We start from the raw sequence: 14,544 nt of genomic DNA on the forward strand, positions 1-14,544 counted from the left end.
TCAGGCGGCCACCGGCACGCGACAACCGCACCGCACGGCGCGTCCGTGTTCGTCGTCGTCGAGCCAGCCGTATTCGTCGCACTGCCCGCACCTGGGAGGCAGAGGCATCCGGGGTGCGGGCAGTGCGCGCCACAGGCGCAGCCAACCGTGCACGTGCATCGTCGGGTTCGCCGGCCGGTGCGAGAGTTTCGCGGCCGACGCGAGGGCGTCGACGCCGTGTAGCGCGGCCAGCGCGAGGATCTCGCACTTCTGAGCTGGCTTGATGCGTCGGAACGACGCCACCAGACCTGCGGCCGTGGTTGCGGCTTCGAGAGAACCCAGGACGCGGTCGTCGTCTGTTCCAGGACGAGTCGACGACGCCACGACGTCGTTGTTCGTTTCAGTTCTTGGTTTCCGAGTACTTGTAAGAGGGACGGGCTTTCCGATGTCGGCGGCTCCGGCGGGTGGTTTCCCAGGCCTCGGCGGAACAGGGGTTTCACCACGCGGTTCTTCGTAGATGGTCTGAATCGTGATCCACCGTCCGCGTTCGTCCTGGAACTTCTCGACCACCAGATAACCGACTTCGGCGAGTTCGCGCATCGCGGCGCGGATGGCGTCGCGGCCTTCCTTGGGGGAGTGGCGTGCTATCCATTCGGAGCGGATGTGCCAATCGTCGGGCTTGCTGAGCAACATGATGAGCAGGCCTTTGGCGCGAAAACTCAGCCGGTCGTCGTTGATGACGGCGTTGGAGATGACGGTGAAGTTGTCGGCCAGGCGTGGGCCGCGTCTGATTCCGCCCTGTAATCGGGCATGGGTATGCTGTGCCACGTTCGACTCCTCGATAGTCGGACGACGCCCGTCGCGAGGGTCCAAGCTCGCGGCGGGCACCTTTTTCTTTTGTGGCGATGATCTTGGCACAGCGTTGTACGCGATGTCTACGGAAGTCGCAGAGTGCGTGGATTCGTTCACGTTCGACGACGATCTGGGTGGGTCTGACGTGCGTATGGCGAGGTCAGAATCACCAAAATCGCTACTTGATCCGCTCGTAGTGTTCGACGGTCGGGAAGGGGTCGTAGAAGTGATGCAGCAGCCGGCGCCACTCCTGGTATTCGGGTGAGCCGCGAAACCCCTCGGTGTGGTCTTCGAGGGTGTCCCACTCGACGAGAAGTAGGTAGGCGTCGGGCCGTTCGATGCAGCGGGACAGGCTGATTGTCCGGAAGCCAGGCATGCGCGAGATGATCTGCTCGGCCTTCGCGAACGCGCTTTCGAATTCGGAAGCGCGACCGGGTTCCACCTGCAGCGGCGCATGTTCGAGGATCACCGCGATAGCCTAGACCGACCTCGACGACTGTGCCGCACAACCACAACACCGGCGGACAGAAGCGGCCTCCCCGAGCTGTTGTTTCTGTCCGCGGAGCGTGTTTTTCATCGCCGAGTTTCCCCGAACTGTTGTTTCCGTCCGCAGACCGTGTTTCATCGCTGTGTCTCCGCTACTGTTGCTGAATCCTGACGTGGGGGTCGGGCAGAAGCACTGGGGGATCGGATGGGGAGCACTGCGATACGGGTCGCGTTGGCGACAGCAACGGCATTCGCTGTCGGCGTCGTCGCCGCTCCACAAGCCTCCGCTCAGGACGACAGAACCGAGACGACGTACACCTCCACAGCACCGCTCGCCGATGAAGTGATCGGATCCGTGGTCTCGATCGCTGTCCCGCTGCCGGAGAACGTCGGTCCGCGACCCGAACAATGCGACCGGCTGTCCTACCTGCGGTGGCGTTCAGCGGAGGGGCCCGCCGAGTCGGCGGCTGCCGACCGCATCTTCGTCGCACAGCCCGGAATCTTCGAGGGTGCAGGCGCATTCGAAAGCGTCGCCCGCAATACCGTCGTCGCCGCGGATAAGCGGGGCGCGCACGTCGAGTTCTGGGCTCTGGACCGCCGCTCGAACTGCCTCGAAGACCACGCCGGTGTTCAGGCGGCACTCGCGACCGGCGACCTCGACACTGCCACCGACTACTACTTCCACGACGCCGAGATCGACGGAGCACGCTTCGCCGGTTACGCGACGGGCATCGACGTCGCGTGGCTCGCGCACGTCGGACTCGAACAGACCCTGCGCGACCAGTACGACCTCCTGCGACACGAACTTCCCGACCCACAACTCCGCAGGGAGAAGGTGCTGTGCGGTGGGCATTCGCTGGGCGGGTTCATCACCGGGTTCTTCGCCGAATGGGACTTCGACGGTAACCCGCACACCCTCGACGACGCCGGATTCAACCAGTGCTCGGGGTATTTCGCACTCGACACCGCGATCGTCGCGAAGTCTCCCGCACCGGTGGGTGGAGCGTTCCCGCAGATTCCCGACATCGTGAAAGCTCCGGTCGACGCAGCGACGGGAGCGATCACCGGGGCCATGCCGGTACTGGCACTTCCGGCGGTGATCAACCCGGAGACGACGAACCTGCTCGCTCTCGCAGGTCTCGCAGCACGTCTCGACCCGGAGGGCGCCAACGATCTCGTCGAGCGGTTGCCGCACAACCCCAACGTCGACTGGACGTTGCGGGCTCTGCTCGCGAAGGACGCTGCGATGTTCGCGACCGGGAATCCGGATGTACGCACACTGAATGCCACCAACGAGGCGGTGCTCGGAGCGATCCTCGACGACAACTCGCAGCCGTTCGGTTTCTTGCAGGCCAGCGTCGGTTTCATCACGGGATCCCCTGTGCAGGACAAGCTGTTTCCGGTCCCGAGCACACCCGAGATAGTGGGGACGGGATTGTTCGGCGACGCACCGAAAGCGTCACCGTCGGTGTACGGCAGGCAGGAGACGCTCTACCGGTGGCTCGACTACGACGAGGTGGGATCCGAAGAGTCACTTCCGGACGAGGCGCGCTACACGACTCCGGCGAGTGAGGTCACGTCGATCGCTGAACTGGCGCGCAATCTGTCGGAGCCCCCACTCGATTTCACCGAGTGGTACTTCCCGAGTCGGCTGCCGTCGGATCTGGCGCTGGGATCGGCCGGGTCGTTCGCGACGCATCACATCCACAGGGGCGGGGTCGCGCGGCATCCGATCCTCACGCTGCAGGGCACCGGAGGTATCGCACTGCCGGAATCAGAACATCCGGACGACGTGCCGGTCGTGTTGCCGGGCTACAACCACATCGACGTGCTCACTGCAGCCGGCGAGCGGAACGACGGGCGCCTCGAACCGGTTTCGGAGGCACTCGCCGAGTTCGCGAGGAGATAGATGGTTCAGGCTCCGCGCGACGAGAAGATCGACGTGTAGTCGAACGGCTCGGGTGAGCTCTGGTGCTCGGCTTCCACCACTTCGGGCTCGGGCTGGTTCGGGTTGACCGGCTGAAGGAACAGCGGGCCGGTGTCTTCGGTGTACTGGCTCATAAGAGTCCTTTCGGGTACTGCGATCACTTCATGTGTTGACGAGGAACACGCGGGTGCGGGGTACGCAAAACCAGGAGCGTGCAGCTCGGGGGATGATCATCGAGGTCCGTATCGGGGAAGATGTCCGGATGTAGCGAACCGGTCGATGGTCCAACTCTACACCCGGCACCGCGGTGACGCGCGACGCCACGGCGGGCGTGCCTAGACTTCAGCGGTGAATACCGTCCTTTCGACTCTCCGCTCGCCTCGGAGATTGACCACCGAAATCCTCGCGGGGCTGGTCACTTCTCTGGCCCTGATTCCCGAGGTCGTCTCGTTCGCGGTGATCGCGGGCGTCGACCCGAAGGTGGCGCTGTACACGTCGTGCGTCATGGCCATCACGATCGCGTTCGTGGGTGGACGCCCGGCGATGGTGTCGGCGGCTGCGGGCGCGACCGCCCTGGTCATCGCGCCACTGGTGGCGTCGCACGGGCTCGACTACCTGATCGCTGCGGTCTGGCTGGCAGGGGCGTTGCAGATCGTGCTGGCACTGGTCGGTGTTGCGCGACTGATGCGTTTCATTCCGCGTTCGGTGATGATCGGATTCGTCAACGCGCTGGCGATCCTCATCTTCAGTGCCCAGCTCGGGCACCTTTTCGACGTGCCGTGGCTCGTCTACCCGCTGGTCGCGTTCGGCATCGCGATGGTGGTGTTCATCCCGAAACTCACCACCGCCGTCCCGGCCGCACTGATCGCGATCATCGTGCTGACCGGCATCGTCGTGCTGTTCGGCGTGGATGTTCCGGACGTCGCCGACCAGGGCGAGCTGCCCGGCGGCTTCCCCGCGTGGATGATCCCGGATGTGCCGTTCACAGTCGAGACCCTCGGGATCATCGCGCCTTACGCAGTCGGCCTGGCGCTGGTGGGATTGATGGAGTCGCTGATGACGGCGAAGCTTGTCGACGACATCACCGACACCCATTCCGACAAGACCCGTGAGGCGTGGGGCCAGGGCGTCGCGAACGGTGCCGCAGCCCTGTTCGGCGGTATGGGTGGCTGCGCGATGATCGGCCAGACCATGATCAACGTCAAGGAAGGACGCGCCCGCACCCGCATCTCGACGTTCTGTGCGGGCCTGTTCCTGCTTCTGCTGTGCGTCACGGTGGGCGATGTGGTCGGTGCGATCCCGATGGCAGCGCTCGTTGCGGTGATGATCGTGATCGCCGTGTCCACGTTCGATTGGCACAGCATCACCCCGCGCACCCTGAAGCTGATGCCGATCAGCGAAACACTGGTCATGCTCGTGACGGTGATCGGAACCCTGGCCACCGACAACCTCGCCGTCGGTGTCGTCGCGGGCGTGCTCACCGCGATGGTGGCGTTTGCGCGCCGGGTCGCGCACATGACGCGGGTGGAGGCGGTCGACGACGCCGACGGTGTGCGCACCTACACGGTGTCGGGTGAGCTGTTCTGGGCGTCGAGCAACGACCTTGTCTACCAGTTCGATTACGCCCACGACCCGGACCGCGTCGTCATCGACCTCACTGCTGCCGAAGTGTGGGACGCGTCGACGGTCGCGACCTTCGACTCGGTGCTCCAGAAGTACGCAGAGAAGGGGAAGACCGCGCAGATCGTCGGTCTCGACGGGGCAAGCCTGCACCGCGTGGAGTTGCTCTCCGGGCGCCTCGGCACCTGACCCGGGCAGCACAAGGTTTGAGCGGTGCCCGCGCCGGGAAGCCCGACGACATGGCAACGTACAGAGTGATCGATCCCCATGGTGACGTAGTGGACACGAAGGACATCGCGAGCGCCGACGACGCGCACGCGTGGTTCGTGGACGTGCGGGCCGACAACACCGAGCTCGGCTGGCGAATGGAAGCACAGCACGAGAACGACGGCACCTGGCACTTCTTCGACAGCACCGAGGGCACTTCGGAATAGGCGGCCGACACGACGGTAGGTGCCGGGGGATTCCCTGGCACCTACCGTCGTATGGGGGACTCTCGCTACTTCTTGAACGCGTTCTTCACGTCGTCCACAGCGTCGGAGACCTTGTCGCCGGCCTGCTTGAGGCCGCTCGACGCCTGATCGCCCTTGCCTTCGGCCTCGAGATCGCGGTCGTCGGTGGCCTTGCCGGTCTTTTCCTTGGCCTTGCCGGTGGCTTCTTCTACCTTGTGCTTGGCCTTGTCGATGAAGTCGGCCATCGATCCTCCTCGTGATTGCCGATGGAATCTTCGTGCCGTCTCCGCATACCCGAACAGCCGGAGCGCAAACATCCACCCGTCAGGCGCGCGCGTGCGAGACTGCGTGAGTACCCACGGATACAGGAGGTGACATGGCTCAACCGCACGATGACGATCCGATCGGTGGCGCACCCGACGCGGACCCCGAACTCGTCGGTAGTGATTCCGGCGCTCGCCGAAACTCCGTGACATGGGTGATCGCAGTGCTCATCGTGGTGGTGCTGATCGTCGTGTTGATCCTCGCGCTCATCTGAACACACCGCACTGGTCAGAGCCAGTCACGTCGCTTGAACAGGAGATACAGCAGCCCCGCCGACCCTACGATTATGCAGGCGCTGACGAGCACGCCCCAGGGCTCATCGAAGCCCGGATAGGGCACGTTCATGCCGTACCACCCGGTGACCGCAGTGGGGACCGCGATGATGGCGGCCCAACCGGTGAGTTTCTTCATGACCGTGTTCAGGCGGGCATCCTGCAGCGACAAGTTGGTCTCGAACAGAGTGGTCACCATGTCGCGTAGTGATTCGGTCCATTCCGTCGCGCGGATCACGTGGTCGTAGAGATCGGTGTACCAACCGTCGAGTTCGGCATGGTTACCGTTCTCGGCGCGGTGCCGCATCACCGCGCTCACGACCTCGCGCATCGGAAGTACGACGCGTCTGAGTTGGACGATTTCCTTGCGGAGACGATAGATCCGGTGCTGTGTTTCCCGGCTCATCGGTGTGGCGCCGAAGAGGCTGTCCTCGATGTCCTCGATTGCATCGTCGAGGGCCTGGATGGTCTCGAATTGGCCGTCCACGATCACATCGAGCAACCCGTGGAGGAGTGCACCGGTTCCGAACCGCATGAGGTCGGCGTGATCGGCCCATCGTCTCGTGACCTCGTCGATGTCGAACGGCCCGCGGCGACGTACCGTCACGATTCCCCGCGGCAGTATGAACGCCGACACACGGGTGGTGTTCAGGCGGGATTCGACTGTGTCCCGACCGGACTGTCGCTGGAGGTGGGTCGCGTACACCGTGACGAAGGTATGGGTGGGGTAGCGGGTCGCCTTGGTGCGCTCGCTGCGCGCCACCGCGTCTTCGACGGCGTGGGGGTCGAACTCCAGCTCGGCGGCGAGTGCGCTCAGCTGGGCGTGTCCAGGTTCGTGGAGGTCCACCCACACCAGCGCGCGCTCGTCCGCTAGATGCTCGGCGATGTCGTCGAGCGGGAGCCCGTCCGCGACGAGCACACCATCGCGCCACAATCGGGTTCGCACACCTCCGGGAAGACTGGCCATGCTCGAAGTGTGCCGTATTCAGAGCTCAGTGCTGGTTTCTCCGGTTTCGGTGAGTCGCAGCATCTCGTCGAGGAACGCCGCGTCGACGACGGGCCAGTCCTTGGGCCATCGATCCTCACGCAACCTGTCGCGGAGCGAGGCGAGTACGTCGACGACGTGCGCTCCGCCGTCGACGAGGTACCGCAGCATGCCGCGGTCGCCGCAGATCTCGACGGCCGGTGCGAGGATCTGCTCTGCCTCCTCGAAGCTTCCCTCTGCGTGCAGGCATGCGGTGAGGAGCCGGGCGGCCTGCAGGTGTGCACGGCGTCGTCCGTTGATTGCGGTGCGCCGGTGCCACAGCCGAGCCCACTCGACGGCCTGCGCAATGGAATCGGGGTCTCCGCTGCTGTACAACAGGCGGATCGCCGTGGCGTCCTCCACCTGTTCGATGACCTCCACGACGCCGTCCGGGTCGGGCTCGACGGACTCCGGCATCGACCGCGGATGTCTCGAGATGACGGGAAGTCCGAGCCGGGCGCGTTCGTTCTCGACGCGCGCCCGTAGTCTGGGTAGCCCGAAATCCGTGGCTGCGCGGAGGCCGTCGTTCAAGAGTGTCGTGGCCTCGTCGCGGCGGCCTCGCAGCATTTTCAGACGCGCACCGATCACGAACCTTGCGATCATGAAATCGGGTACCCCGCCCTGCATACCGAGCTTCTGGCTTTCGTCGAGCAAGGTTTCGGCCTCGGTGATCCGACCGGATTCGTACAGCAACTCCCCGAGTAGCGCCGCTGCGAGACGAGCTGCGTGCGAGTGGATCCCACCGTTGCGACGAGCCAGCTTCAGGGCCTTGCGGAAGTGGGACTCGGCGTCATGGATGTCGAGGAGTTCGCTCGCGGCGATGCCGGACAGGCATTCGCCGTAGACGGCTGTGAATGCGCCACGGGTGCGTGCGTGGAATTGCTCGGCCCAACTCTGGCGCGCGCGGGCGCTGTCGAACTCGAACCGGTAGATGTCGGCGAAGGTGGCCACGTTCGCTGCGGCGGAGACAACCCAGGGCGACAGCCTGTCGGCAGCGTCGAGAGCGGGGGCGACGAGCCTGTGGACGCCGACGATGCGGTCGGCGTAGATCGCCATGGCCCCGTCGATGACGTCGGCTTCGATCAGCATTGCCTCGATCTCGTCCTCTGCGAGATCGGAGTGCCCGACAAGGCTCCGTGCAGCGTCGAGGGCCTTCTCGGCCTCGGCCTCCCGATTGAGCGTGACCAGCGCCCACGCCGAGACCAGTTGCAGGCGGGCGCTTGTCGCTACCGCGTGCGGCGGCAGTTTGGCCATCAGCACGAGTAACGTCGCCATGCGCGAGTGTTCCATCAAATACATGCCGTCGGCGGCTACGATGTCCACCGCGTGCGGCTCGTCGCCTGCCGAGAGTGCGTGGTCGACGGCCTCGCTGAGCATGTGGTGTCGCTCGAACCACGCGGCAGCCTTACGGTGCAGGTCCGAGATCACCTCCGGGTGGTCGCGCTCGAGACCTCGGCGGAGGAAATCGACGAAGAGGTGGTGGTATCGGAACCACACTCGTTCGTCGTCGATGTGCCGAAGGAACAGGTCGCGCTGTTCGATCTCCTCGAGCATTGCCTGCGCTCGTGGATTCCCGGTGAGGGTTGCAGCAAGGCTGCCGCTGATGGATTCGGTGATCGACGTGGACAACAGGAACTCGTAGACCTCGGGCTCGAGTGTGGAAAGGACGTTGTCGGCGAGGAATTCGCCGATCGCGTGGTGTCGTCCGGTGATGTTCCCGATCATTCCCGTCGGATCCTCGCTGTCGCGCAACGACAACGACGCGAGCTGCAGTGCTGCCGCCCATCCTTCGGTGGATTTGTTCAGATCCTGCACGTCTTCGCGATCGAGGTGTAGCCCACCGATCTCGCGGAGGAACGAATCGGACTCGTCCATGTCGAAACGCAGGATGCTCGAATCGAGTTCGACGAGTTCGTCGCGCATCCGCATGCGACTCAGCGGCAGTCCCGCCTGTGTGCGGCTGGTGACGACGATCTGGAGGTGGTGACATCCGCGTTCGAGAAGAAAGTCGAGTGCGGCGATCGTCTCGGACGAGGTCACGCGATGCCAGTCGTCGATCATCAGGGTCATGTGGACACCGGCGCGGTGCAGATCATCGATCAAGGTGCTCAGGACGTAGCGTTCGGCGTCGTCGCCGCGTGATTCCAGGATCTGCGCGAGTTGGCGGCCGAGCTGCGGCCGGACCTGTTTGACGGCTTCGACGAGGTGGGTGAGGAACCACAGGACGTTGTTGTCGTCGCTGTCCACGGCGAGCCACGCGACCTCCACGCCGTCGTCCGCGAGCACGTCGCGCCACTGTGCGGCGAGGGTCGATTTACCGAAACCGGTGGGTGCGTGGATCGCGGTGAGCCGGCGCCGCTGGCCTGCCCGCAGCAGATCGATCAGCCGGCTGCGGTCGATGAGTGGTCGGTTCGCGGCCGGGGGTCGGAAGCGAGTTGCGGGGGAAGTCGACGGCGACGTGAACGACGTCGACGGTAGACCTCCTGAAGCGGTCGTCGAGGCGGTCGAGGACAGCGACTCGTGGGCCGAGCGACGCGGAGCGTCCTCGGGTAATGCCATGTCGTCGACGGGCAAACCGAAGCTGCGTTCGAGTTGCCGGAGCTCCTCCCCGAATTCCATGGCTGACCGGGGACGTGCCGCCGGATCGGTCGACATGGCGCGTTCGAGCACTTCACACAGGGAGTCGGGGAGCCCCCCACCCCGGAGATCCGGGATGGGCTCCGACGTGATCCGAAGGAATTGGGCAACGACCTTCTCACCCTCCCGACGCTCGTAGGCGGCGTGGCCGGTGATCGTGCAGAACAGGGTCGCCGCGAGCCCGTACACATCGGCCGCGGCGGCGGGGGTGTCGCCACGCAGGATCTCGGGGGCGGTGAACGCCGGCGATCCGGTGATGGCTCCGGAGGACGTGCGAAACCCTCCACCGACCCGTGCGATGCCGAAATCGGTGAGTTGCGGCTCGCCGTACTCGGTGATGAGGATGTTGCCGGGTTTCACATCGCGGTGCAGTACGTCATTGCGGTGCGCGGTTTCGAGCGCTCCCGCGACCTTGATCCCGATGCCGATCGCCTCGGGCCACTCCAGCGGACCGTGCCGGCGGATCCGTGCGTCGAGCGAATCGTGCGGGTGGTAGTGCATCACCAGGTACGGCAGTCCCGTGTCGCCGGTGCCGGCCTGTAGCACGGTGACGATGTGCGGATGACCGGACAACCGGCCCATCGCGCGTTGCTCGCGCAGGAACCGATCGAGGTTGTCGGGGTCGAAGGTGGTGCTGAGAACCTTCACCGCGACCGTCCGGTCGAGCGACTCCTGACGGCATCGGTAGACCACGCCGAAACCGCCTCGCCCGATCTCCTCCCGGTCGGTGAATCCGGCAGCAGTCAGCGCCCGAACGGTGTCGGCCTCGTTCGCGGTGAGGACCGGCGCGGCTCGGGTGGCGAGTGGGTCGTTTTCGGTCATCGGGATGCCTCGTTCAGGTGTTTCTCCAGGATAGTCCCGCTGGGTGCACGCCCGGCGCCGATCGCTCCACCGGCCTCGATTACCTTTGTGCCGCCGGGGCGCGTCGACGAAGCCGACGACCCGGACGAAAACGACACTGCGACGAGAAGTGGACACACACATGAAGAAGACTCTCGCGGCGCTGCTCGGTGCGGGCGTGGTCCTGCTGGCGGCGGCGTGCGGATCCTCGGAAGAGTCATCCGACTCGACCGAGGACACCACCACCACGAGCACCTCCGCATCGGCCGAGTCCGGCACTCCGAGTAGCCCCGCGGTGAACCTCGGCGACAGCTACGAGGACAACTGCGCGGCCATGCTCCCGTACCTCGACGAGCTCGAGGAATGGGGCCAGGATCGCACCGCGGCCGCGGCCGCAGTCGCCGAAGCTCAGCAGCAGCTCCCGGAATGGGAGAACCTGAGTGAGGAAGAACAGGCCGACACACTCCAGGCCATCGAGGACGCCGGTAAGGGGCAGTGCTCATAAACAGCGAGTTGTTCGACAGGTTGCGGCGCTTCCCCGATGTGGAAGCGCCCAATCTGCTTGCCGTGGACGCGGCGGACCGCTTGATTCTCGACGAGGCGGACGCCGCGCTCGTGGCCGCGCCCGACGGATCAGTCGTCGTGATCGACGACCACTTCGGTGCGCTCACCCTCGGCACCGCCGCGCGACACGATGCGTCCGGACTGCGCGTTCATCAGGATTCGATCGTCGCCGAACGCGCACTGGCTGCGAACGCCGACCGGGAAGGACTGTCGGATCGCTTCATCTCCCACGGCCTCGACGCGGAGCTCCTCGCCGGGGCTCAGGTGGTGCTCATGCAGTTGCCACGCTCGCTGAGCGCTCTCACCGAGATCGCGGAGGCCGTCGCCCGGCACGCGTCCCCCGACGTCACCGTGTTCGCGGGTGGCCGGGACAAGCACATCACTCCGGCCATGAACGACGTCCTCGGGCGTTCGTTCGGTGAGGTCCATGCGTCACGAGGTCGACAGAAGTCGAGGGTGCTCACGGCCCGAGAGCCGATTCCCGGTGATCCGAGCTATCCGGTCACCGAAACGTTGGCCGACCTCGACCTGACAGTGGTCGCGCACGGGGCCGTCTTCGCCGGTCCGCGCCTCGACATCGGAACTCGATACCTCCTCGATTTCCTACGCCAGACGCCGCGGGACATCGGTGTCGCGGTGGACCTCGGATGCGGCTCCGGAATCCTCGCCGCAGAACTGGCCCGACACCGCCCCTCGGCGCGGGTCATCGCAACCGACCACTCTGCCGCGGCGGTTGCGTCGGCCTCCGCGACCGCGGCCGCCAACGGTCTGGCCGACCGCATCGAGACATTGCGCGACGACGTCGCCGGTTCACTTCCCGAGGCCTCGGTCGACGTCGTGGTGTGCAATCCGCCGTTCCATGTCGGTGCTGCGGTGCACACCGGGGTGGCGGTCAAGATGTTCGAGGCGGCAGCGCGCGTCCTCCGGGACGGCGGCGAACTGTGGACCGTGCACAACTCCAATCTCGGCTACCACCGCAACCTGCAGCAACTGGTCGGCAGGACCACAGTTGCAGGTCGCAACCGTAAGTTCACCGTGACCCGATCGGTCCGCACCCGGTAGAGTCCGGTTTGTCCGAGGTCCGCTCGGCGGCTCGAAGACGGTCCGCTCCGCGACGGGAACTATCGCCGCGGCTGCCTCGTTCAACGGACAACCAGGTTCAACGGACAGAAGCGAACCATCAGAAGGGAAGTGCACGGTGCGCACCACCAGTAATCCGGTGTTCCGCAACCTGCCCAAGCAAGAGGGCGGCGGATACGCCTCATTCGGCACTGCGACAGCGGGCGCCGCTCAGGCCACCCAGCAATTCGGGCAGCCTCAGCATGCGCCTGCCGATCCGTGGGCGCGCCCCACCGATCAGCGGTCCATGACGATCGACGATGTCGTCACCAAGACCGGCATCACGCTCGGCGTGCTCGCCGTCACAGCGCTGATCTCATACGTCCTCGTCAACTCCAATACCGGCTTGGCGCTGCCCTTCGTGATCGGTGGCGGCCTGATCGGGCTCGCCCTCGTCCTCGTCGCGACGTTCGGCCGCAAGATGGACAACCCGGCCATCGTGCTGGCCTACGCCGTCGCGGAAGGCTTCTTCCTCGGCGCGCTGTCGTTCATGTTCACCGACATCACGTTCGGCGGTGCCGGCGGCTCGACGCTGATCGCACAGGCGGTCCTCGGCACCTTCGGTGTGTTCTTCGGCATGCTCATCGTCTACCGCACGGGCGCGATCCGCGTCACCCCGCGGCTGACCCGCATGATCGTCGGCGCTCTTGTCGGTGTCCTGATTCTCGCGCTCGGCAACCTGGTCGCGGGCTTCTTCATCGACGGCGGACTCGGCCTGCGCGACGGTGGCGCTCTCGCCATAATCTTCAGCCTCGTGTGCATCGGCATCGCCGCGTTCAGCTTCCTGCTGGACTTCGACGCCGCCGATCAGCTGATCCGCGCCCAGGCGCCGGAGAAGGCCGCGTGGGGCGTGGCGTTCGGTCTCACCGTCACCCTGGTCTGGCTGTACGTCGAGATCCTTCGACTGCTCAGCTACTTCCAGAGCGACTAGTTCTCAGCACACACGGCCGGACCATCCTCAGGGTGGTCCGGCCGTTGTCGTCTCCGGCCCGGCCGGTCGTTTCGCCCGATGCGGGACGGGTACCACGCCCCGAGCAACCGCGGTCTGAGAACATGGTGGTATGCGCATCGCGGATTCTGTCGTCGACCTCATCGGCAATACCCCCCTGGTCAAACTCAACTCGGTGGTCAAACCCGGATCGGCGCTGGTGGCAGCGAAGATCGAGTACCTCAACCCCGGCGGTAGCTCGAAAGACCGCATCGCCGTCAAGATGATCGACGCGGCCGAGGCCTCGGGCGAACTGAAGCCCGGCGGCACGATCGTCGAGCCGACCTCCGGGAACACCGGCATCGGCCTGGCCCTCGTCGCCCAGCAGCGCGGATACAAATGCGTGTTCGTCTGCCCCGACAAGGTCAGCGAAGACAAGCGCAACGTGCTCAAGGCCTACGGCGCCGAAGTGGTCGTGTGCCCGACCGCGGTGCCGCCGGAGCACCCCGACAGCTACTACAGCGTCTCCGACCGGCTCGCCCGCGAGACCCCCGGTGGCTGGAAGCCGAACCAGTACTCCAACCCCGGCGGTCCCGAGAGCCACTACGAGACCACCGGCCCCGAGATCTGGAACGACACCGACGGCAAGATCACACACTTCGTCGCAGGCGTCGGTACCGGCGGCACCATCAGCGGTACCGGCCGCTATCTCAAGGAGGTGTCGGGCGGCAAGGTCAAGGTCGTCGGCGCCGACCCGGAAGGTTCCGTGTACTCCGGCGGTACCGGCCGCCCGTACCTCGTCGAAGGTGTCGGCGAGGACTTCTGGCCGGCCGCATACGACCCCGCCATCCCCGACGAGATCATCGCCGTCTCCGATGCCGATTCGTTCGAGATGACCCGTCGCCTCGCCCGCGAGGAAGGCCTGCTCGTCGGTGGGTCGTGCGGGATGGCCATGGTTGCGGCTCTCGAGGTCGCCGAGCGTGAAGGCCCCGACGCCGTCGTCGTGGTGCTGCTGCCCGACGGTGGTCGCGGGTACCTGTCGAAGATCTTCAACGACAAGTGGATGGCATCGTACGGATTCCTGCGCGCTCCGCTCGACGGCAAGCCCGACGAATCCGTGGTCGGCGACGTGCTGCGCGGCAAGACCGGCGACCTCCCGGCGCTCGTGCACACCCACCCGTCGGAAACCGTGCGCGACGCGATCGAGATCCTTCGCGAATACAGCGTCTCGCAGATGCCGGTCGTCGGCGCCGAGCCGCCCGTCACCGCAGGTGAGGTCGCCGGTTCGGTCAGCGAACGTGAACTGCTCAGCGCCGTCTTCGAAGGACGCGCCAACCTCGCCGATTCCGTCGAACAACACATGAGCCCGCCGCTGCCCAACATCGGTGTCGGCGAATCGATCTCCTCCGCAACGAAGGCGTTCGGCGACACCGACGCGCTCATGGTGATCGACGACGGCAAGCCCGTCGGCGTCATCACCCGCCACGATCTGCTTGGTTTCATCTCCGAAGGCCGATAGG

14 protein-coding genes are annotated in these 14,544 nt (G+C 65.5%); 8 read left to right on the plus strand and 6 right to left on the minus strand.

Features of this window, described 5'->3' with window-relative positions:
* Together EV641_RS08380 and EV641_RS08385 are read right to left on the minus strand one after the other, a co-directional pair.
* Positions 1-807 (minus strand): replication protein, encoded by an 807-nt coding sequence (locus EV641_RS08380; protein ID WP_132471462.1) that lies wholly within the window; start codon positions 805-807, stop codon positions 1-3.
* A gap of 202 nt (positions 808-1,009) precedes the next feature.
* On the minus strand, positions 1,010-1,300 hold the full coding sequence (locus EV641_RS08385; protein ID WP_054714561.1) for an antibiotic biosynthesis monooxygenase: 291 nt from the start codon (positions 1,298-1,300) through the stop codon (positions 1,010-1,012).
* 222 nt (positions 1,301-1,522) lie between these two features.
* On the opposite strand from EV641_RS08385, the gene EV641_RS08390 reads away from it, so the two are divergent.
* Positions 1,523-3,226 (plus strand): hypothetical protein, encoded by a 1,704-nt coding sequence (locus EV641_RS08390; RefSeq protein ID WP_241996968.1) that lies wholly within the window; start codon positions 1,523-1,525, stop codon positions 3,224-3,226.
* Between the two features lie 5 nt (positions 3,227-3,231).
* On the opposite strand, the gene EV641_RS29175 is transcribed toward EV641_RS08390, so the two are convergent.
* Complete coding sequence (locus EV641_RS29175; protein ID WP_158289137.1) at positions 3,232-3,378, minus strand: hypothetical protein; 147 nt, start codon at positions 3,376-3,378, stop codon at positions 3,232-3,234.
* 214 nt (positions 3,379-3,592) lie between these two features.
* Here EV641_RS29175 and EV641_RS08395 point away from each other — a divergent pair, with 214 nt between their 5' ends.
* Complete coding sequence (locus EV641_RS08395) at positions 3,593-5,053, plus strand: SulP family inorganic anion transporter (RefSeq protein ID WP_054714557.1); 1,461 nt, start codon at positions 3,593-3,595, stop codon at positions 5,051-5,053.
* A gap of 50 nt (positions 5,054-5,103) precedes the next feature.
* Positions 5,104-5,298 (plus strand): hypothetical protein, encoded by a 195-nt coding sequence (locus EV641_RS08400; RefSeq protein WP_054714568.1) that lies wholly within the window; start codon positions 5,104-5,106, stop codon positions 5,296-5,298.
* A 65-nt stretch (positions 5,299-5,363) separates the two neighbouring features.
* On the opposite strand, the gene EV641_RS08405 is transcribed toward EV641_RS08400, so the two are convergent.
* A complete protein-coding gene (locus tag EV641_RS08405; protein WP_054714554.1) occupies positions 5,364-5,561 on the minus strand; it encodes a CsbD family protein in 198 nt (65 codons plus the stop codon).
* 131 nt (positions 5,562-5,692) lie between these two features.
* Between EV641_RS08405 and EV641_RS29420 the strand changes: the two genes are divergently transcribed.
* Positions 5,693-5,854 carry a hypothetical protein gene (locus EV641_RS29420; protein ID WP_199233185.1) on the plus strand — a complete coding sequence of 54 codons (162 nt, stop codon included), beginning with the start codon at positions 5,693-5,695 and terminating at the stop codon, positions 5,852-5,854.
* A gap of 14 nt (positions 5,855-5,868) precedes the next feature.
* Here the strand turns inward: EV641_RS29420 and EV641_RS08410 are convergent, their stop codons facing one another.
* Entirely contained in the window at positions 5,869-6,879 is a 1,011-nt protein-coding gene (locus EV641_RS08410; protein ID WP_054714551.1) for a magnesium transporter CorA family protein, read from the minus strand.
* 18 nt (positions 6,880-6,897) lie between these two features.
* Positions 6,898-10,395: a serine/threonine-protein kinase gene (locus EV641_RS08415; RefSeq protein WP_132471463.1), complete on the minus strand. Its 3,498-nt coding sequence runs from the start codon at positions 10,393-10,395 to the stop codon at positions 6,898-6,900.
* A gap of 160 nt (positions 10,396-10,555) precedes the next feature.
* On the opposite strand from EV641_RS08415, the gene EV641_RS08420 reads away from it, so the two are divergent.
* The 4 genes from EV641_RS08420 (at position 10,556) to EV641_RS08435 (ending at position 14,543) form a co-directional block, all read left to right on the plus strand.
* A complete protein-coding gene (locus EV641_RS08420) occupies positions 10,556-10,918 on the plus strand; it encodes a hypothetical protein (RefSeq protein ID WP_054714566.1) in 363 nt (120 codons plus the stop codon).
* On the plus strand, positions 10,909-12,039 hold the full coding sequence (locus EV641_RS08425; protein WP_132471464.1) for a methyltransferase: 1,131 nt from the start codon (positions 10,909-10,911) through the stop codon (positions 12,037-12,039). The genes EV641_RS08420 and EV641_RS08425 overlap by 10 nt, the downstream gene beginning before the upstream one ends.
* A 136-nt stretch (positions 12,040-12,175) precedes the next feature.
* Positions 12,176-13,027 (plus strand): Bax inhibitor-1/YccA family protein, encoded by an 852-nt coding sequence (locus tag EV641_RS08430; protein ID WP_054719427.1) that lies wholly within the window; start codon positions 12,176-12,178, stop codon positions 13,025-13,027.
* A 130-nt stretch (positions 13,028-13,157) separates the two neighbouring features.
* Positions 13,158-14,543 (plus strand): cystathionine beta-synthase, encoded by a 1,386-nt coding sequence (locus tag EV641_RS08435; RefSeq protein ID WP_132471465.1) that lies wholly within the window; start codon positions 13,158-13,160, stop codon positions 14,541-14,543.
* The last annotated feature ends 1 nt before the right edge of the window (position 14,544 follow it).

The organism is Rhodococcus sp. SMB37, assembly GCF_004345605.1.
In the GTDB taxonomy this organism is placed as follows: Bacteria; Actinomycetota; Actinomycetes; order Mycobacteriales; family Mycobacteriaceae; genus Rhodococcus.